Genomic DNA, 18,962 nt, shown 5'->3' on the forward strand with positions numbered 1-18,962 from the left:
TTCTGGGGTAGGCTTGTGGCCGACTTCTGCGCAGTTCCACCCCGCAGGAGCGACTCATCTGAATACGGAGGCACCTCGGTGAAGATCGATCTCGCAGTCCTGCGACTCATGGAGCGCGAGCGGGAGATCCCGTTCGACGAGCTCGTCCAGATCATCGAATCTGCCATCCTGACCGCGTACCAGAAGCACGCCGACGAGAACGGCGAGCCGGCCCACGCGCAGTCGCGTGTGGAGCTCGACCGGAAGTCCGGCGAGGTCAGCGTCTACGTCCCCGAGCTCGACGACGAGGGCACCGTCATCGGCGAGGCCGTCGCCCAGCCGAGCGACTTCGGACGCATCGCGGCCTTCGCGGCCAAGCAGGTCATCAACCAGCGTCTGCGCGACATCGGCGACGACAAGATCCTCGGCGAGTTCCGCGGCAAGGAAGGCGACATCGTCGCGGGCGTGGTCCAGCAGGGCCCGAACCCGAAGATGGTGCACGTCGACCTCGGCACGATCGAGGCGATCCTGCCGCCCGAAGAACAGGTGCCGGGGGAGTCGTACACGCACGGCTCCCGCATCCGCGTGTACGTGACGAGCGTCGCCCGGGGCAACAAGGGCCCGCAGATCACCGTGTCGCGCACACACCCGGGCCTGGTCCGGAAGCTCTTCGCGCTGGAGGTCCCGGAGATCGCGTCCGGTGTCGTCGAGATCACCTCGCTCGCCCGCGAGGCCGGTCACCGCACGAAGATCGCCGTCAAGGCGAACGAGCCGGGCGTGAACGCGAAGGGTGCCTGCATCGGCGAGCTCGGCGCACGTGTCCGGTCCGTCACGAACGAGCTCGGTGCCGAGAAGATCGACATCGTCGACTACTCGTCCGACCTGGCGTCGTTCGTCGCGAGCGCCCTGTCGCCGGCCAAGGTGACGAGTGCGTTCGTGCTCGACGCCTCGACGAAGGCCGTCCGCGCGCTCGTGCCGGACTACCAGCTGTCGCTCGCGATCGGCAAGGAGGGGCAGAACGCCCGCCTGGCCGCGAAGCTCACCGGTGCCCGCATCGACATCCAGCCGGACTCCATCCTGGACGGCGAGGACTAGGACGATTTCGCTCCCGGCGCGCCCTGCGAGGGCGCGCCGGATCGCGCACGTCCGAGGCAAGGAGTAGAGTGGTTCCCGTCAGAACGTGCATCGGCAGTCGCCGTCGCGCTTCCCGATCCTCCCTCCTCCGAGTCGTCGCCCTGAGCGACGGTCGTGTCGTGGCGGATCCGAAGGCAGTCATGCCGGGCCGGGGAGCATGGCTCACACCGACCGTCGATGCCTACGATCTGGCCGTCAAGCGCAGGGCTTTCCGCCGTGCGCTCCGGTTGGATCGCGATCCCGACACGTCCGCGGTGCTCGACCACATCATCGGTCTCCCACAGGAACCGACCGAGCGCCCGGACATGACAGAACAGGCTGAACGGCTTATGGACAACTGATGAGCGGCTCGAAATGAGACCCGTCATCCATTGAGTCCTGCCCCTTCACGGGGTGGGGCCCGTGAAGGAGAACAGTGGCTAAACCACGCGTACACGAGATCGCAAGCGAACTCGGCGTCGACAGCAAGACCGCACTCGAGAAGCTCAAGGAGCTCGGCGAGTTCGTCCGGGGTGCCAGCTCGAGCATCGAGCCCCCCGTGGCACGGAAGCTCCGTGCCGCCCTCCAGGCAGACGGCGCCCCCGCGGCGAAGCCCGCCGCCTCGGCCTCCGCGCCGAGCGCACCCGCCAAGGCCAGCGCGCCGAAGTCGAGTGCACCCAAGCCCGGCGGCCCCCGTCCGGGTCCGGCTCGTCCGGCACCGGCTCCCGAGCCCGAGGCCTCGGCAGCACCCGCTGCCGACGTGCCCGCACCGGCCGCACCGAAGTCCGTCGCGCAGCGACAGGCCGAGGCCGAGGCTGCGCAGAAGGCCCGCGCCGAGAAGCAGGCCGCTGAGAAGCAGGCCGCCGAGCAGGCAGGCGGGTCGACCGACGCGTCGCCGAAGTCCGACGCCGTGAAGCCGGGCACCAGCCCGAAGGCTCCCGCGGCCGCCGGTCCGAAGCCGGGTGGCCCGAAGCCCGGTGCACGTCCGGGCAACAACCCGTACTCGTCGAACCAGGGCATGGGCTCGCGCCCGCCGCGCCCCGGCAACAACCCGTACTCGTCCAACCAGGGCATGGGCCAGCGCCCGGCCGCCGGCGCAGCTGGTGGCGGTGGCATCCCGCGTCCGCAGCCCCCGCGTCCGGGCACGCCCCGTCCGGGTGCTCCGCGTCCGGGTGGTCCCGGTCAGGGCAACCGTCCCAACGGCTTCGGGCAGCGCCCGGGCCAGGGTGGTGGCCGTGGCGGCCCCGGTGCCCGTCCGGGTGCCGGCGGCGGTGCCGGTGGCGGCTTCCCGCGTCCGGCCTTCAGCGGCCCGCGTCCCGCCGGTGGCGGTGGCCGTGGTCGTGGCCCCGGTGGTGGTACCGCCGGTGCGTTCGGTCGCGGTGGCGGCAAGAGCCGTGCCCGCAAGTCGAAGCGGACGAAGCGCGCCGAGTACGAGATGCGTCAGGCCCCGTCGCTCGGCGGCGTGCAGGTCCCGCGCGGCGACGGCAACACGGTCGTCCGACTCCGTCGTGGTGCGAGCATCTCGGACTTCGCGGACAAGATCGACGCCATGCCCGGCAACCTCGTGACGGTGCTGTTCCACCTCGGTGAGATGGCGACCGCGACCGAGTCGCTGGACGAGGCCACGTTCGAGGTCCTCGGCGACGAGCTGGGCTACAAGATCCAGATCGTCTCCCCCGAGGACGAGGACAAGGAGCTCCTCGAGGGCTTCGACATCGACCTCGACGCAGAACTCGAGGACGAAGACGACGACGTGCTGCAGCAGCGGCCGCCGGTGGTCACCGTCATGGGTCACGTCGACCACGGCAAGACCCGCCTCCTCGACGCGATCCGCAACTCGAAGGTCGTCGAGGGCGAGGCCGGTGGCATCACCCAGCACATCGGTGCGTACCAGATCGTCGCGCAGCACGAGGGCATCGACCGCCCGATCACCTTCATCGACACCCCGGGTCACGAGGCCTTCACGGCCATGCGTGCCCGTGGTGCCCAGGTGACGGACATCGCGATCCTCGTGGTCGCGGCGGACGACGGCATCATGCCCCAGACCATCGAGGCGTTGAACCACGCGCAGTCGGCCGGTGTGCCGATCGTCGTCGCGGTCAACAAGATCGACAAGGAAGGCGCGAACCCCGCCAAGGTCCGCCAGCAGCTCACCGAGTACAACCTGGTGGCCGAGGAGTACGGCGGCGACGTCATGTTCGTCGACGTGTCGGCGCGGCAGAACATCGGCATCCAGGAGCTCCTGGACGCCGTGCTGCTCACCGCGGACGCCGGTCTCGACCTGCGTGCGAACCCCGACAAGGACGCCCGTGGTGTCGCGATCGAGGCCCGGCTCGACAAGGGTCGCGGTGCAGTCGCCACGGTCCTCATCCAGTCCGGCACGCTCCACGTCGGTGACGCCATCGTGGCGGGCACGGCCTACGGCCGAGTCCGTGCGATGACGGACGAGAACGGGGTCGCGGTCAAGGCCGCGACGCCGAGCCGCCCGGTCCAGGTGCAGGGTCTGTCCTCGGTGCCCCGCGCCGGCGACACCTTCCTCGTCACCGAAGAGGACCGCACGGCGCGTCAGATCGCCGAGAAGCGTGAGGCCGCCGAGCGCAACGCCCTGCTGGCGAAGTCGCGCAAGCGCATCTCGCTCGAGGACTTCACCCGTGCGCTCGAAGAGGGCAAGGTCGAGTCGCTCAACCTCATCATCAAGGGTGACGTCTCCGGTGCCGTCGAGGCGCTCGAGCAGTCGCTCCTGGACATCGAGGTCGACGACAGCGTCCAGCTCCGCATCCTGCACCGCGGTGTCGGTGCGATCACGGAGTCGGACATCGACCTCGCCACGATCGACAACGCCATCGTCATCGGCTTCAACGTCCGTCCGGACGTCAAGGCCCGTGAGCGTGCGGCGCGCGAAGGCATCGACGTGCGCTTCTACTCGGTCATCTACAACGCACTCGACGACATCGAGCAGTCCCTCAAGGGCATGCTCAAGCCCGAGTACGAAGAGGTCCAGTCGGGCGTCGCCGAGATCCGCGAGGTGTTCCGTTCCTCGAAGTTCGGCAACATCGCGGGTGTCATCGTCCGCTCCGGCACGATCACGCGCAACGCCAAGGCGCGCGTCATCCGCGAGGGTGTGGTGATCGCCGATGGCCTGGCCATCGAGTCGCTGCGTCGCTTCAAGGACGACGTGACCGAGGTCCGCACGGACTTCGAAGCCGGTATCGGTCTGGGCAAGTTCAACGACATCCAGATCGGCGACGAGGTCGAGACGACCGAACTCGTCGAGAAGCCGCGCGACTGATCGCGTGACTCCTCTGGGCCCCGGCCTCCCCGTGCGGGAGGCCGGGGCCCGACCCCTTTCCCACGCAGGACCACCGGCGGGAAGCGTCCCGCCACTGCCTCAGGAGGCACCCAATGGCCGATCCGCAGCGCGCACGCAAGATGGCGGACCGCATCAAGGAAGTCGTCGCTCGTCGACTCGACAAGGGTCTGCGGGACCCGCGACTCGGGTTCGTCACGATCACCGACGTCCGTGTGACCGGTGACCTGCAGCACGCGTCGATCTTCTACACCGTGTACGGCACCGACGAGGAGCGGGCGGACTCCGCCGCGGCGCTCAAGGCGGCGACCGGCATGCTCCGGTCCGAGGTCGGCAAGAACATCACCGCCCGGCTCACGCCGTCGCTCGAGTTCATCGCCGACGCACTGCCGGAGACCTCGGCGCACATGGAGGACCTGCTCGTGCAGGCCCAGGTGCGCGACGAGCAGGTCCGAGCCGCGTCGGTCGGCGCGACGTACGCCGGCGACGCCGACCCGTACAAGCGCGACGAGGACGAGAACGACGAAGCCGAGGACGACGGCTCCGCCGAAGCCCGTTCCTAGACCCCGGGCAGCTGGTAGCCGCTCGCGTCGTCGCCGACGGCCAGTCCGTCACGCAGCAGCGACGCGAGCGCCCGGTCGCGCTGGTCGGCGTCCGGCCACACCGGCTCGATCTCGGACCGGCTGACCGGCACGTCGCTGGCGCGCAGCTCGGCCATGATCAGGCCGCGCACCTGGCGGTCACTGCCGGCGAACTTCGCCTGCCGCGGAGCCCGCGGCCCGTCGTGCTCCGGGTACCCGGCCGCACGCCAGGCGCAGCGGTCCGCGATCGGGCACGCATCGCAGGCGGGGGAGCGGGACACGCACACGAGCGCGCCGAGCTCCATCACGGCGGCGTTCGTGGCGGCTGCGTCGTCGCGGTCCGCCGGCAGCACGGACTCCATCAGCGGGAGGTCCTGCTTCGCCTTCGCCGGCCCGGGTTCGCCCTGGCCGAGGACCGCACGTGCGAGCACGCGGCGCACGTTGACGTCCACCACCGGGTGCCGGTCGCCGTACGCGAAGACCGCGACAGCCCGCGCGGTGTAGTCACCGATGCCCGGCAGCGCGAGCAGGGCGTCGACGTCGCGCGGCACGACGTTGCCGTGCTCGGTCGCGATCACGGTCGCTGCCGCGTGCAGCGCGAGCGCGCGTCTCGGGTAGCCGAGCCGGTCCCAGGCACGCACCGCCTCGGACGGGGGCGAGTCCGCGAGGTCGCGAGGCGTCGGCCACCGGGTGAGCCACGCCTCCAGACGGGGGACCACGCGCGCGACCTGCGTCTGCTGCAGCATGATCTCGCTGACGAGCGTCCCCCACGCGGGGAAGCCGGGGCGGCGCCACGGGAGGTCCCGCGCCTGCTGCCGGAACCATGTGATCAGCGGGGTCGCGATGTCTGGCCGTTCCGGCGTGGCCGGCTCCTGCACACCGCGTCGCGCGGTCGGGTTGTCCACATCCGGTCTGGAGGCCCGACTCGCGTTCACCTCGACAGCCTACGGTGGACGCATGGCACGCTGGGCACCCGAAGAGACCGACACGATGGCTGCGATCGCTGCAGAGGCGATCGCGCAGGTCGGCACGAACCGCACCGTCATCGGCGTCGACGGGCAGGACGGCACCGACCTCGAGCGGGTCGCGGCCGCGCTCGTCACCGGTTTCGAGCAGCACGGGGTCTCCGCGATGGCGGCCGCCGCACCGTCCGCCGACCAGGACACGCTGCGGTCCGACCTGGTGACGCCCTTCCGCACGACCGGGGCCGGTGACGGTGTCCTGATCGTGCACGGACGGGGTGTCCTGGCCCCCGGGGTGCGTACCCTGTGGCGCTGGTCGCTGTGGGTGGAGCAGGAGTCCGGCCGGCTCGAGCGCCGTGCCGACGTGAAGATCGCGGCCTCCGCGGTGCTCGACGTCACCGATCCCGAGCACCCCCGTCGCGAGTGGAACGACGCCTGCTGACCGGCGCTGGTAATCTCGCCTGGTGCTCGAAACCGCGCCGGACGGCATCCTCCTCGTCGACAAACCACAGGGGATCTCCAGCCACCGGGTGGTCTCCATCGCCCGTCGGCGCCTCGGCCTGAAGAAGGTCGGCCATGCCGGCACGCTCGACCCCATGGCCACCGGGCTGCTGCTGCTCGGCGTCGGGCCGTCCACGCGGTTGCTGACGCACCTGGTGGGCCTCGACAAGACCTACACGGCGACCATCCGGCTCGGCGTCTCGACGGATTCTGACGACGCCGACGGCACGCCGACGGCCGCTGTCGGTGTGGCCGGTGCCGACGTCTCGGACCACGCCGTCGAGACCGCCGTCGCAGCACAGCGGGGCGTGATCGACCAGGTCCCCTCCACGGTCAGTGCGATCAAGGTCGACGGGCGCCGTGCGTACGACCTGGCGCGCAAGGGCGAGGCGGTGGAGCTGAAGTCCCGCACGGTGACCGTCTCGCAGTTCGACGTCACGACGCGGAACGAGCGGACCGTCGCCGTCGACGGCACCGACGTCGCCGTGGTGGACCTGGACATCGTCGTGACCTGCTCGTCGGGCACCTACGTCCGCGCGCTCGCCCGTGACGTCGGCGCGGCCCTCGGCACCGGGGCGCACCTCGTCGCCCTCCGTCGGACCCGCGTCGGACCGTTCGACGTGCACGACGCCATCGACCTCGAGGACGACACCGTCGACGTCCGCGCGGCGCTCGCGCGTCCGGCGGACGTCGCCCGGCGACTCTTCTCGTCCGTGACCCTCGACGCAGCCTCGGCGAAGGACCTCACCGACGGCAAGCGCGTGGCGGCCGAGCACCCCGACTCGGATGGTCCGGTCGCCGCGGTCGCCGCGTCCGACGACCGGCTGGTCGGCCTCGTCTCCGTCCGCCGCGGACTGCTCCGCGTCATCACGAACTTCCCGACGCCCGGGGCGTCGTCCTCCTCGCAGACCGGAGCGCGCGCGTGATCGAGTGGTTCATGTGGGTGCAGCTGGTGCTCGCCGTGGTGGTGGGTCTCTTCGCGGTCGTCGTGGGGTTCATCGGGTGGAAGCCGAACGACTACACCGTCGGCGCCCTCGTGCTCATCGAGCTGCTGCTCCTGGTGCAGGGCGTCATCTCGATCGTGCTCCCGGCGACGGGCAGTCCGCCCGACGGCAACGCGCTCGAGTTCGGCGTGTACGCCGTCTCGGTGCTGCTCGTCCCACCGGCCGCGGTCGTGTGGGCACTGATCGACCGCACGAAGTGGAGCACCGTGGTGCTCGGTGCCGGGGCCTTCACCGTCGCGGTGATGGTCTACCGGATGTACCAGATCTGGTTCGCGCTGAACTGACGCCGGAGGTCATGCGCGCGGCCGCGCGTCGGTAGAATCGGTGCAATGGCGACCAGATCCTCACTCGCGACCGGCATCGGCCGCGTCCTCATCGCCGTGTACGGCATCCTCGCGCTGGCGGCGACCGGTCGCAGCGTCGTGCAGATCATCGAGAAGTTCTCGTTCGCGCCGTTCGCCTACACGCTCAGTGCCGTCGCTGCCGTCGTCTACATCGTCGCCATGATCGCCCTCATCGTGCCCGGCCGGTTCTGGTACCGGGTCGCCTGCGTCACGATCGTGTTCGAGATGACCGGCGTGCTCGTCATCGGCACGCTGTCGCTGTTCGACCGCCAGCTGTTCCCGGACGACACCATCTGGTCCTACTACGGGTTGGGCTACGCCTTCGCGCCGCTCGTGCTGCCGATCGCCGGGCTCTGGTGGCTCCGCAAGCACCACCGCACCGCGGGCACCGAGCCGTCGGCGCCGGCTGCGTCCTCCACCACCGCCCCGGCGAGCGAGTAGGAGCCACCGTGCAGTTCTACGAGGACACCGCCGACGTGGCGGACGGGTTCGGGCCGAGCGCCGTCACCATCGGCAAGTTCGACGGCGTGCACGTCGGGCACCGAGCCGTCATCGCGCACCTCGAGCGCGCCGCCCGCGAGCACGACCTCGTGGCGACCGTCGTCACGTTCGACCGCCACCCGCTCAACGTCATCGACCCGCCGCACGTCCCGCCCGCCCTGACGAGCACCGCGCAGCGCCGCGAACTGCTCGAGGACGCCGGGGTCGACGCGACCCTGCTGCTCCGCTTCGACGAGGAACTGCAGTCGAAGTCGCCCGAGGCGTTCGTGTCCGAGATCCTCGTCGACACGCTGCACGCCCGGCTCGTCTTCGTCGGCAGCGACTTCCGCTTCGGTGCGAAGGGCGCCGGTGACGTCGCGCTGCTGCGTGCCCTCGGGGAGCAGCACGGCTTCACCGTCGAGCTCATCGATGACGTGGACCTCATCGACGACGTCCGACCCGACGGTGAGCGACGGGTGTCCTCCACCTGGATCCGTGAGCTCCTGGGCGAGGGCCGCGTGGCCGAGGCCGCTCGACTCCTCGGGCGGGAACACGCCGTGCGGAGCGTCGTGGTGCACGGCAACCAACGCGGCCGGGCGATGGGCTACCCCACCGCGAACCTCGATCCGGCGTGCGAGGGCTTCGTCCCCGCCGACGGCGTCTACGCCGCCCGGGTGCTGCACAACGGCACGGTCTACCCGGCAGCGGTGTCGGTCGGCAACAATCCGACGTTCGAGGGCGTCCCGGCGAAGCAGATCGAGGCGCACCTGCTCGACGTCGACATCGACCTGTACGGCGATCGGATCTCGGTGCTCTTCGTGTCGTACGTGCGCGGCATGGTGAAGTTCTCGTCGATGGACGAGCTCGCCGCACAGATGCGGCAGGACGACCTCGACATCCGGCTGCTGCTCGGACTGCCCGCGCCGGTCTGACCTGCCGAGCTCGCCAACTCGGTTCGCCTGCTGGTTCCCCCGTACGAACGACGCCCCCGTGACCGATCGGTCACGGGGGCGTCGTTCGTGGTGCGAGGCTCAGCCGCCCAGGGCGTCGAGCCAGATCTTGCGCGCGTCGAGGGCTTCCTGCGCGTCCTTGATCTTCCGGGCGTCGCCGGTGGCCTGAGCCGCGGCAAGTTCGGACTGGAGCTTGCCGATCGCGTCTTCGAGCTGGCTCGCGAGGCCGTTCTGACGGGCCTTGCGCTCCGGGTTCGATTCCTTCCAGTGCGCGTCCTCGAGCCCACGGACGTGGTCCTCGACGGCACGCAGCCGGTCCTCGACCCGACGGACGTCCCCGCGGGGGACCTTGCCGATCTCGTCCCATCGGCGCTGGATGCCGGTGAGGGTCTTGCGCGCGGCGACCCGGTCGGTCGCCTGCAGGAGCGGCTCAGCCTCGGTCAGCAGGGCCTGCTTCGCCTCGAGGTTGGCGGAGAACTCTTCGTTCTCGGCTGCGCTCTCGGCGTGGCGCTGCTCGAACAGCACGTCTCCGGCGGCCTTGAAGCGCGCCCAGAGTGCGTCGTCGTGACGCTTGCCGGCACGCCCGGCGTTCTTCCAGTCGTCGAGCAGCTGGCGGTAGTCCGGGATCGCATCGGAACCGCGGGGCGCGAGGGCCTCGGCCTGCGCCACGAGCTCCTGCTTGCGGGTCCGGGCGTCACGGTGCTGTGCGTCCAGCTCGGAGTAGAAGGCACGACGGTGCTGGTCGACGGTGGACCGCGCCGCGCGGAACCGCTTCCACAGGTCGTTCGCCTCGTTCTTGGGGATCCGCGGTCCGTCGTGCTGGTGCTGCTGCCAGCGCGCGAACACGTCGTCGAGCTGCGCCGTGATCTGCTTCCACTGCGCGCGTGCGGGGTCCACCGCGGCGAGTGCCTCGGCTTCCTCCACCAGGGCGGTGCGGTGCGCCAGAGCGTCCTGCAGGGCCTGCTGCGCCTGCTCCGCCTGCTCCTTGGTGAGCGAGCCGAGCTGCTCGGCGAGTGCGCCCACGCGGGTCTCGAGCGACTTGATGTCACCCACCACCCGCGCGTCGGCGACCAGCGCGGTCAGGTGCTCGACCGTCCGGGCGACGTCGTTCGCCGACGCGCCGCGCTGGACGCGCTGCTCGGCGATCTTCACCTGCCCCTCGAGGTCGGCGTACTTCCGTGCGAAGTAGGCGAGGGCTTCTTCGGGGGTGGCGTCCGGGTACTCACCGACAGCACGTTCGGTCTCTTCGTACCGGACGTACACGGTCCCGTTCTCGTCGACCCGCCCCCAGGTCGTTGCTTCGTCAGATCCCACAGGTCTCGCCTCGATCGTGGTCGTGCATCGCCGACGTCACCGTCGGCACGGTCAGGTCGTCAGCCTATTGCACGGACGGGCTCCGCCGCCCGACCGGTGCGACGGGTTGTGGACTACTCCTGCTCCGCGATGGTCGCGTCGGTGATCTTCGTCGCCACCTCCGGCTCACCGGTGCCGTCGCTGCCGGGGGACGCGATGCCCTTCGAGGCGACCTTCGACTCGAGCTCGGACAGACCGCTCGTGACCTTGCCGACGACCGTGTAGCCCCCCGTGGAGCCGTCGAGTGTGGTGTCCCCGTAGACGATGAAGAACTGCGTCGACTGCGAGTACGGGGAGTCCGACCGCGCGATCGCGATCGTGCCCTTCTCGTAGACGCCGTCCTCCGGCACGTTCTCCAGCGGGCCGTACTCGAAGCCGGCGTCGCCGGTGCCGTCGCCGTTCGCGGAGCCGCACTGCAGGAACTTCAGCCCGTCGCTGTCGGCGAGCCGGTGGCACGTGGTGCCGTTGTAGAACTGCTCACGGATCAGCGAGATCTCGACGCTCGTGGCCTGCGGCGCCTTCGCACCGTCCAGCTCGATGCCGAGGTCGATGCTCTTGTTGAGCGTGAGGGTGCCGGTCCAGGTCGTGCCCTTCGCGATCGACTTGCTCGGCACGTCGCCGGTGTTGCCTGCCGTGGCGCTGGCCGACGGCGTGGCCGACGACGACGCGGAAGCGGTCGGGGACGGGGCGTCCGTGCCCCGCGACCCGGCGAAGGCGAGCTGCGACCCGGTGGCGAGGGCCGCGACGAGGACGAGGGCACCGGCGCCGATCAGGTTGTCCCGCACGCGGCGGCGTCGCTGCCGCTCGTGGAGGCCCTGGCGGGCCTGGTAGAGGCGGAGGCGCTCGCGCGCCTCGCGGTTGTCACGCGCTGGGTTCTTCGGTGCCACGGTGCTGGTCTGCCCTCTCGTCGCAGTGTGCAACGAGCGTAGCCGAACGGTCACCACCACCTGGCGGGAGGCGCGGCCTGCGTCGGTGGACCGGCCTACGATTGCAGGATGGCAGCGGATCGTTCGGGAATGCACGCGCCCACCACGGGTGGTCGCGCCGGTCTCGCGCAGGGTTCCGTCCCGCTCGCCGTCCGGATGCGCCCCACCAGCCTCGACGAGGTCGCCGGTCAGCAGCACCTGCTCGGCCGGGGTTCGCCCCTGGTGCAGCTCGCCACCGGCACGCGTGAGAACCCCGGCGGGGTCTCCGTGATCCTGTGGGGCCCACCCGGCACCGGCAAGACCACGCTGGCACAGGCCATCGCCCGGCAGTCCGGTCGCGAGTTCGTCGAGCTCTCCGCCGTGACCGCCGGCGTGAAGGACGTGCGCGAGGTCATGGAGAAGGCCCTGACCCACCGTGACCTGTACGGGTCGACCACGGTGCTGTTCCTCGACGAGATCCACCGGTTCAGCAAGGCCCAGCAGGACGCGCTGCTGCCCGGGGTCGAGAACGGGTGGGTGATCCTGATCGCGGCCACCACCGAGAACCCGTCGTTCTCGGTCATCTCGCCGCTGCTGTCCCGTTCGCTGCTCCTGACGCTCAAACCGCTCACCGACCCCGACCTCGGCATGCTCGTCGACCGCGCGGTGGAGGACCCCCGCGGGCTCGGCGGTGCCGTCGTCCTCGGAGACGAAGCGCGCACCGCGATCATCCGGCTCGCGTCCGGCGACGCCCGACGTGCGCTCACCGCGCTCGAGGCCGCGGCGGCGTCGGCCACCGCCGCGCAGGACGAGGACGACGAGACCGTGCCCGTCGTCGACGCCGACACCGTCGCGGCCGCGGTCGACCGGGCCCTGCTGCGCTACGACCGACAGGGCGACGAGCACTACGACGTCATCAGTGCGTTCATCAAGTCCGTGCGGGGGAGCGACGTCGACGCCGCCCTGCACTACCTCGCCCGGATGATCGAGGCGGGCGAGGACTCCCGGTTCATCGCGCGGCGCATCATCATCTCCGCGTCCGAGGACATCGGCATGGCCGACCCGCAGGCGCTGCCCATCGCGGTCGCCGCGGCCCAGGCCGTGCAGCTCATCGGGATGCCCGAGGGACGGATCCCGCTGGCCGAGGCCGTCGTGTACCTGGCGACGGCGCCGAAGTCGAACGCCGCCTACAACGGCGTGAACCAGGCGATGGCCGACGTCAAGGCGGGGCGCATGGGCACGGTCCCGATGCACCTGCGCGACGCGCACTACGCCGGGGCGAAGCGCCTCGGGCACGGCAAGGGGTACGTCTACTCGCACGACGCCGAGCACGGGGTCGCCGAGCAGCAGTACCTGCCCGACGCCCTCGAGGGCACCGAGTACTACACGCCGACGGCGAACGGCTACGAGCGCGAGGTCGGACCCCGGCTCGAACGACTCCGGAAGATCACACGCGGACACTAGTGGCGGTGCTTCTGCGCTCGCCCCGATGCTGCTAGCATTGGCGGGCCTACGTCCTGGTCCTCGAGCACGGCTGCGTCGAGGACAGAGTGCCACTCCGGTGGTACGGGGGCAGAGGTTCGGACTGTAGCCGTCCGATCCCACAGGCTCATCCCTCTGGATCCCGTCGTCGGGGCCACCGGCACTCGCGTGCCCGGCCTCCGGTGAGTATTCAGTTCGAACAGAGAAAAGGACCCTGTGTCTACCAAGTCACGTACCCGCAGCAAGACCCGCCTGTCGCGCGCACTCGGCATCCCGCTGACGCCGAAGGCTGCCCGTTACCTCGAGAAGCGCCCCTACGGGCCCGGTGAGCACGGCCGTACGCGCCGTCGTGCGGACAGCGACTACGCCGTCCGTCTCCGTGAGAAGCAGCGTCTGCGCGCCCAGTACGGCATCCGCGAGAAGCAGCTCCGCATCGTCTTCGAAGAGGCCCGCAAGACGAAGGGCCTGACCGGTGAGAACCTGGTCGAGCTCCTCGAGCAGCGCCTCGACGCCCTCGTGGTCCGTGCCGGCTTCGCCCGCACCACCGCGCAGGCCCGTCAGCTGATCGTGCACCGCCACATCCTGGTCGACGGCAAGCTCGTCGACCGTCCCTCCTTCCGCGTCAAGGAGGGCCAGCTGATCCACGTCAAGGCGAAGTCCGAATCGATGGAGCCCTTCCAGGTCGCCGCTGCCGGTGGCCACCAGGAAGTCCTCCCGAAGGTCCCGGGCTACCTCGAGGTCGAGATCGAGAAGCTCCAGGCCCGCCTCGTGCGTCGCCCGAAGCGCGCCGAGGTCCCCGTGACCTGTGAAGTGCAGCTCGTCGTCGAGTACTACGCAGCTCGCTGATCCACTGATCACACCCGAACGGCGGGTCGTCCTCTCGAGGGCGACCCGCCGTTCGGCGTTCCGGCACCGGCGACTAAGCTTGTCGGGGCATGCACCGCCCGGGTGCACAGAGGGAGAGGCACCGTGAAGCAGCTGTTCTTCGTCGCCGTCGGCATCGTCATCGGGTTCGCCGTCGCACACCGGGTCGCCCAGACCTCCGGTGGTGCCCGGCTCTTCGCCGAGGTGAACGCCAAGACGAAGGCCTTCACGGGTGCCGTCGCGGACGGCTACCGGTCGCGCGAGGCCGAGCTCCGTACCGACGTCTGAGCGCTCCGACCGAGCAGCCACGACCCTCCTCCACCCACGACCTGAACCCAGGAAGCACCATGCAGACCGCAGAGATCCGCCGCCGTTGGCTCCAGTACTTCGGTGACCGCGGCCACACCGTCGTCCCGTCCGCGTCCCTCGTCTCGGACGACCCGTCGCTCCTCTTCACGGTCGCCGGCATGGTGCCGTTCATCCCGTACCTGACCGGTCTCATCCCGGCGCCGTTCCCGCGGGCGACGAGCGTGCAGAAGTGCATCCGTACGAACGACATCGAAGAGGTCGGCAAGACCCCGCGCCACGGCACGTTCTTCCAGATGAACGGCAACTTCTCGTTCGGCGACTACTTCAAGGAGCAGGCGATCCAGTTCGCCTGGGAGTTCCTGACCAAGCCCGAGACCGAGGGCGGACTCGGCTTCTCGCCCGATGACCTCTGGGTCACCGTCTACGAAGAGGACGACGAGGCGATCGGCTTCTGGAAGCAGCACTCCTCGCTGCCCGACGAACGGATCCAGCGCCTCGGCAAGGACACCAACTACTGGTCGACCGGACAGCCCGGCCCCGCGGGTCCCTGCTCGGAGATCTTCTTCGACCGTGGCCCCGAGTACGGCATCGACGGCGGCCCGGCGACGGACGACGACCGCTACGTCGAGATCTGGAACCTCGTCTTCATGCAGTACCAGATCGCCGACGTGCGGTCGAAGTACGACTTCGAGATCACCGGCGAGCTGCCGAACAAGAACATCGACACCGGCATGGGGCTCGAGCGCGTCGCCTTCATCAAGCAGGGCGTCGACAACATGTACGAGATCGACCAGGTACGCCCGGTGCTCGACCGCGCGGCCGAGATCTCCGGCCGACGCTACGGCGCCGTGCACGAGGACGACGTGCGGATGCGCGTCATCGCCGACCACGTCCGTTCCTCGCTGATGCTCATCGCCGACGGCGTGAGCCCGTCGAACGAGGGCCGCGGGTACATCCTGCGTCGTCTGCTCCGTCGCACCGTCCGCGCGATGCGCCTGCTCGGTGTCGAGGCGCCCACGTTCCCCGAGCTCTTCCCGGCGTCCCGCGATGCCATGCGCGACGCCTACCCCGAGGTGGCGTCCGACTACGACCGGATCTCCCGCATCGCCTACGCGGAAGAAGAGACCTTCCTCCGGACCCTGGCGCAGGGCACGACGATCCTCGACGTCGCCGTCGAACGTGCGAAGCAGGACGGCGCCCCGTCCATCGGCGGCGACACGGCGTTCCTGCTGCACGACACCTTCGGGTTCCCCATCGACCTGACGATGGAGATGGCCGAGGAAGCCGGGGTCCACGTCGACCGTACGGCGTTCGAGACCCTGATGTCCGAGCAGCGTGCCCGGGCGAAGGCCGACGCGAAGAGCAAGAAGACCGCGATCGCTGACCTGAGCGTGTACAGCGCGTTCCGGGCCGAGGGCGAGACCACGTTCCTCGGCTACGACACCCTCGAGGCCGAGACGCGCGTGCTCGGCATCATCGTCGGCGGTGTGAGCGTCGACCGTGCGGTCGCTGGTGACATCGCCGAGGTCATCCTCGGCGAGACCTCCCTGTACGCCGAGTCGGGCGGCCAGGACGCCGACCAGGGGTCGATCGTCGGCAACGGGTTCGACCTCGAGGTCCTCGACGTTCAGCGACCGGTCTCCGGACTGTGGAGCCACACCGTGCAGGTCCGCTCCGGCGAGGTCGGTGTCGGCGACGCCGCGAGCACCGTCGTCGACGCGGAGTACCGCCGCGGTGCGACCCAGGCGCACTCCGCGACGCACCTGGTCAACGCGGCACTCCGCGACATCCTCGGACCGGAGGCGCTGCAGGCCGGGTCGTACAACAAGTCCGGCTACATGCGCCTCGACTTCTCGTGGTCGCAGCCGGTCTCGCTCGAGACGCGGTCCGAGATCGAGGAGGTCGTGAACACCGCGATCCGCACCGACCTCGAGGTCTCCACGCGCATCCTGCCCATCGACGAGGCGAAGGCCCTCGGGGCGCAGGCCCTGTTCGGCGAGAAGTACGGCGCCGAGGTCCGCATGGTCGACATCGGCGGCCCGTGGTCCCGCGAGCTCTGCGGTGGCACACACGTCGCCTCGAGCGCGCAGATCGGGCTCGTCAACCTGGTGGGGGAGTCGAGCGTCGGTTCGACGAACCGCCGCGTCGAGGCGCTGGTCGGTCTCGAGGGGTTCCGCGACCTCGCCGTCGAGCGCACGATCGTGTCGCAGCTCTCCAGCGCGCTCAAGGCTCCCCGTGCCGACCTGCCGTCCCGCGTGCAGAACCTGATGGAGGACCTCCGGTCCGCCCAGAAGAAGCTCGCCGAGTACGAGTCGGCGAACCTGCAGCAGCGCGTGCCCGCCATCGCCCGCAACGCCACGACCGTCGGCGCCACCACCGTGGTCGCCGAGACGGTCGACGGCCTGCAGTCCGGCGACGACCTGCGCTCGCTCGCCACCGGCGTGCGGGGCCAGCTCGGTGACGGCGCGGCCGTCGTCGTGCTCGGGGCCGTCGTGGGCGGCAAGCCGATCGTGATCGTCGCGACCAACGACGCCGCCCGTGCTGCGGGCGTGCAGGCGGGCCCCCTCGCGAAGGAGGCCGCCGGCGTGCTCGGTGGCGGCGGCGGCGGCAAGCCGGACCTGGCGCAGGGCGGCGGGACCGACGCCGCAGCGCTCCCCGCGGCGCTGCGGGCCGTGACCGCACGGCTCGCGGGCTGACGGTGGGCATCCGGTCCGGGCGGCGGCTCGGCGTCGACGTCGGACGCGCCCGGATCGGGGTCGCCGTGTGCGACCGCGACGGCCTGCTGGCGACGCCGGTCGAGACCGTCCGTCGTGACGACTCGAAGGACCTCCGGCGCATCCTCGAGCTCGCGGACGAGTACGACGTGCTCGAGGTCGTCGTCGGACTGCCGCTGTCGATGTCTGGTGGGGACACGGCGTCGACCGAGGACGCCCGCGTCTTCGCCGCCCGGATCGCGGCGCGTCGACCGGTGCGCCTGGTCGACGAACGGTTGTCGACCGTGACCGCCCAGCGAGGGCTGCACCAGGCCGGCAAGAACACGAAGAAGTCCCGCGCCGTGATCGACCAAGCAGCCGCTGTTATCATTCTGCAACACGCGCTCGACCACGAGCGCAGTGCCGGTGCCCCTCCGGGCACCACGCTTCCCTGACAGGGCTGCCCGTTACCGCACATGGGTGCTCTCGTCGTCAGCTGCGAGGACGACGGTGCCCAGGTGGAGTTCCCGACCGAGAGACCGAGGACGTTGGCAGACGATCTGGACTGGAACGCGATCATCGCGCCCGGCAACGACGCCGAGCGGCGGAAGGCGACTTCCGACCGCACGACAGGCACCGGTGACCGCGACGACGCTGGTCGGGTGACCCCACCGCCGGCGCCTCCGATGTCCCGACGCGAAGCCCGTGCCCTCGAGGCCGAACGAGCCCGCGTCGCAGCGACCGACGAGGCGTCGGCTGCCGAACGGACCACCGCCGCGCCGGCGGTCGCACGCGACGAACGCCCGGCGTCCCCCGCAGACGCACCGATCGCAACCCGCCCGGAAGACCTCCACCCCGAGGTCGCCGCACTGCTGACCGGCGAGCTGCCGACCGAGTCCGCGGCGACCGCCGCGGCCGGCGGCTCCGGCGCGGACGGGACGGACGACGCTGACGCGACCGGCGGCGGTGGTGCCGCGGGAGGCGGCGGACGCGGGGGACGAGGCGGCGGAGGACGCGCCTCCAGGCCGCCCCGGGAGCCACGGCCGAAGCGCCGTCGCGGACCGCTCGTCGCGGGGCTCGTCATCGTCGCGGTCGTGCTCGCTGTCGGGGTCGGGGCGTACACCTTCGCCGCACCCAAGATCCAGCAGCTCGTCGCGGCGATCAGCGGCGCGCAGGAGCCCGACGACTACACCGGCGACGGCACCTCGAAGGTGACCATCACCATCAAGCAGGGCGACATCGGCGAGAACGTCGCCGCGACGCTGCAGCGCAGCGGCGTCGTCAAGGACTCGAAGGTGTTCTACAAGCTCCTGCTGGCCTCGCCGGACGTGCAGTTCCAGCCCGGCTCGTACGCCCTGAAGAAGCAGATGAGTTCGAAGTCCGCGCTCGCGGCCCTGCAGGACAAGGACAACCGGGTCCAGGCGTCGATCGTCATCCCGGAGGGCACCGCACTCGCCGACATCAAGGCCGGGATGGTCTCGAAGGCCGGCCTGACCGAGAAGCAGGTCGACGCGGCCGCGAAGGACCTTTCCGCGTACGACCTGCCGTCCGGTGTCACGACGCTCGAGGGCTGGCTCTTCCCCGCGACCTACCCGATCAACCCGGGCTGGACCGCCGAGCAGTACTTCGGGTCGATGGTCGACACCATGAAGGAGCACCTGGCCGCCGCCGGCGTCAAGGAGGCCGACCAGGAGCGCACGATCGTCTTCGCGTCGCTGGTGCAGAAGGAAGCCGGTCTCGCAGCCGACTACCCCAAGGTCGCCCGCGTGTTCCAGAACCGCCTCGACCAGGGCATGAAGCTGCAGTCCGACGCCACGGTCGCCTACGGCACGGGCAACACGCACACCGTGACGACCACGGACGCCGAGCGAGCGGACGCGTCGAACGAGTACAACACCTACGTGCACGAGGGGCTGCCGCCGGCACCGATCTCCAACCCGGGTGACATCGCGATCAAGGCGGTCACGGCTCCGGCCACCGGCAAGTGGCTGTACTTCGTGACGGTCGACCTGGAGTCGGGCAAGACGGTCTTCTCGGACACCTACGACCAGCACCTGGTGGCGGTCGAGCAGTTCCGGTCCTGGCTGCGGGCGCACCCCGACTACCAGTAGGCGACGACGTCGCACGGACGAACG

At 70.4% G+C, this 18,962-nt stretch carries 18 protein-coding genes; 15 read left to right on the forward strand and 3 right to left on the reverse strand.

Going from position 1 to position 18,962, the window contains the following annotated elements:
• Window positions 1-78: 78 nt before the first annotated feature.
• The 4 genes from nusA (at window position 79) to rbfA (ending at window position 4,962) form a co-directional block, all read left to right on the forward strand.
• A complete protein-coding gene (nusA, locus tag Q9R26_RS07060; RefSeq protein WP_311226889.1) occupies window positions 79-1,074 on the forward strand; it encodes a transcription termination factor NusA in 996 nt (331 codons plus the stop codon).
• Between the two features lie 68 nt (window positions 1,075-1,142).
• Window positions 1,143-1,454 (forward strand): YlxR family protein, encoded by a 312-nt coding sequence (locus Q9R26_RS07065; RefSeq protein ID WP_182065805.1) that lies wholly within the window; start codon window positions 1,143-1,145, stop codon window positions 1,452-1,454.
• Between the two features lie 74 nt (window positions 1,455-1,528).
• A complete protein-coding gene (gene infB, locus Q9R26_RS07070) occupies window positions 1,529-4,381 on the forward strand; it encodes a translation initiation factor IF-2 (protein WP_311226890.1) in 2,853 nt (950 codons plus the stop codon).
• A 113-nt stretch (window positions 4,382-4,494) separates the two neighbouring features.
• A complete protein-coding gene (gene rbfA / locus Q9R26_RS07075; protein ID WP_209134315.1) occupies window positions 4,495-4,962 on the forward strand; it encodes a 30S ribosome-binding factor RbfA in 468 nt (155 codons plus the stop codon).
• Here rbfA and Q9R26_RS07080 read toward each other — a convergent pair.
• Window positions 4,959-5,885 (reverse strand): A/G-specific adenine glycosylase, encoded by a 927-nt coding sequence (locus Q9R26_RS07080; protein ID WP_396136819.1) that lies wholly within the window; start codon window positions 5,883-5,885, stop codon window positions 4,959-4,961. The two genes, rbfA and Q9R26_RS07080, sit on opposite strands and share 4 nt — an antisense overlap.
• Window positions 5,886-5,937: 52 nt before the next feature.
• On the opposite strand from Q9R26_RS07080, the gene Q9R26_RS07085 reads away from it, so the two are divergent.
• Genes Q9R26_RS07085 through Q9R26_RS07105 form a run of 5 tightly spaced genes read left to right on the forward strand, consistent with a single transcriptional unit; the run spans window position 5,938 to window position 9,203 of the window.
• Complete coding sequence (locus Q9R26_RS07085; RefSeq protein WP_051596740.1) at window positions 5,938-6,384, forward strand: hypothetical protein; 447 nt, start codon at window positions 5,938-5,940, stop codon at window positions 6,382-6,384.
• A 22-nt stretch (window positions 6,385-6,406) separates the two neighbouring features.
• Window positions 6,407-7,369, forward strand: coding sequence for a tRNA pseudouridine(55) synthase TruB (truB, locus tag Q9R26_RS07090; protein WP_311226891.1), 963 nt, complete (start codon window positions 6,407-6,409; stop codon window positions 7,367-7,369).
• The gene (locus tag Q9R26_RS07095) at window positions 7,366-7,731 is read left to right on the forward strand and encodes a hypothetical protein (protein WP_017887160.1); all 366 of its coding nucleotides are present in this window, start codon (window positions 7,366-7,368) and stop codon (window positions 7,729-7,731) included. Before truB ends, Q9R26_RS07095 begins: the two co-directional genes overlap by 4 nt.
• 45 nt (window positions 7,732-7,776) lie before the next feature.
• Window positions 7,777-8,232 (forward strand): hypothetical protein, encoded by a 456-nt coding sequence (locus tag Q9R26_RS07100; RefSeq protein ID WP_209134317.1) that lies wholly within the window; start codon window positions 7,777-7,779, stop codon window positions 8,230-8,232.
• Between the two features lie 8 nt (window positions 8,233-8,240).
• Window positions 8,241-9,203: a bifunctional riboflavin kinase/FAD synthetase gene (locus tag Q9R26_RS07105; RefSeq protein WP_311226892.1), complete on the forward strand. Its 963-nt coding sequence runs from the start codon at window positions 8,241-8,243 to the stop codon at window positions 9,201-9,203.
• A 99-nt stretch (window positions 9,204-9,302) separates the two neighbouring features.
• Here the strand turns inward: Q9R26_RS07105 and Q9R26_RS07110 are convergent, their stop codons facing one another.
• Window positions 9,303-10,535 carry a DUF349 domain-containing protein gene (locus tag Q9R26_RS07110; RefSeq protein WP_182067174.1) on the reverse strand — a complete coding sequence of 411 codons (1,233 nt, stop codon included), beginning with the start codon at window positions 10,533-10,535 and terminating at the stop codon, window positions 9,303-9,305.
• A 113-nt stretch (window positions 10,536-10,648) separates the two neighbouring features.
• Window positions 10,649-11,461: a peptidylprolyl isomerase gene (locus Q9R26_RS07115; RefSeq protein WP_311226893.1), complete on the reverse strand. Its 813-nt coding sequence runs from the start codon at window positions 11,459-11,461 to the stop codon at window positions 10,649-10,651.
• Between the two features lie 129 nt (window positions 11,462-11,590).
• Between Q9R26_RS07115 and Q9R26_RS07120 the strand changes: the two genes are divergently transcribed.
• The 6 genes from Q9R26_RS07120 to mltG all read left to right on the forward strand — a co-directional run bounded on the left by Q9R26_RS07120 (window position 11,591) and on the right by mltG (window position 18,938).
• Window positions 11,591-12,943, forward strand: a complete 1,353-nt coding sequence (locus Q9R26_RS07120; RefSeq protein ID WP_311226894.1) for a replication-associated recombination protein A — start codon at window positions 11,591-11,593, stop codon at window positions 12,941-12,943.
• A gap of 234 nt (window positions 12,944-13,177) precedes the next feature.
• Window positions 13,178-13,807 carry a 30S ribosomal protein S4 gene (rpsD, locus tag Q9R26_RS07125; RefSeq protein WP_017887166.1) on the forward strand — a complete coding sequence of 210 codons (630 nt, stop codon included), beginning with the start codon at window positions 13,178-13,180 and terminating at the stop codon, window positions 13,805-13,807.
• Window positions 13,808-13,930: 123 nt separating this feature from the next.
• The gene (locus Q9R26_RS07130) at window positions 13,931-14,113 is read left to right on the forward strand and encodes a hypothetical protein (RefSeq protein WP_027465751.1); all 183 of its coding nucleotides are present in this window, start codon (window positions 13,931-13,933) and stop codon (window positions 14,111-14,113) included.
• 59 nt (window positions 14,114-14,172) lie between these two features.
• Window positions 14,173-16,830 (forward strand): alanine--tRNA ligase, encoded by a 2,658-nt coding sequence (gene alaS / locus Q9R26_RS07135; protein ID WP_311226895.1) that lies wholly within the window; start codon window positions 14,173-14,175, stop codon window positions 16,828-16,830.
• An 8-nt stretch (window positions 16,831-16,838) separates the two neighbouring features.
• Window positions 16,839-17,282, forward strand: a complete 444-nt coding sequence (gene ruvX, locus Q9R26_RS07140; protein WP_171907752.1) for a Holliday junction resolvase RuvX — start codon at window positions 16,839-16,841, stop codon at window positions 17,280-17,282.
• Between the two features lie 93 nt (window positions 17,283-17,375).
• Window positions 17,376-18,938 (forward strand): endolytic transglycosylase MltG, encoded by a 1,563-nt coding sequence (gene mltG / locus Q9R26_RS07145; protein WP_311226896.1) that lies wholly within the window; start codon window positions 17,376-17,378, stop codon window positions 18,936-18,938.
• Window positions 18,939-18,962: the final 24 nt, after the last annotated feature.

Source organism: Curtobacterium sp. BRB10 (genome assembly GCF_031844325.1).
GTDB classification, from domain to species: Bacteria; Actinomycetota; Actinomycetes; order Actinomycetales; family Microbacteriaceae; genus Curtobacterium; species Curtobacterium poinsettiae_A.

What these genes read in the sequence shown, in the direction of transcription:
- Q9R26_RS07120 (WP_311226894.1), top strand. Translation starts at nt 11,591, where the DNA reads ATGCACGCGCCCACCACGGGTGGTCGCGCCGGTCTCGCGCAGGGTTCC.
- Q9R26_RS07085 (WP_051596740.1), top strand. Translation starts at nt 5,938, where the DNA reads ATGGCACGCTGGGCACCCGAAGAGACCGACACGATGGCTGCGATCGCT.
- alaS (WP_311226895.1), top strand. Translation starts at nt 14,173, where the DNA reads ATGCAGACCGCAGAGATCCGCCGCCGTTGGCTCCAGTACTTCGGTGAC.
- Q9R26_RS07100 (WP_209134317.1), top strand. Translation starts at nt 7,777, where the DNA reads ATGGCGACCAGATCCTCACTCGCGACCGGCATCGGCCGCGTCCTCATC.
- rbfA (WP_209134315.1), top strand. Translation starts at nt 4,495, where the DNA reads ATGGCCGATCCGCAGCGCGCACGCAAGATGGCGGACCGCATCAAGGAA.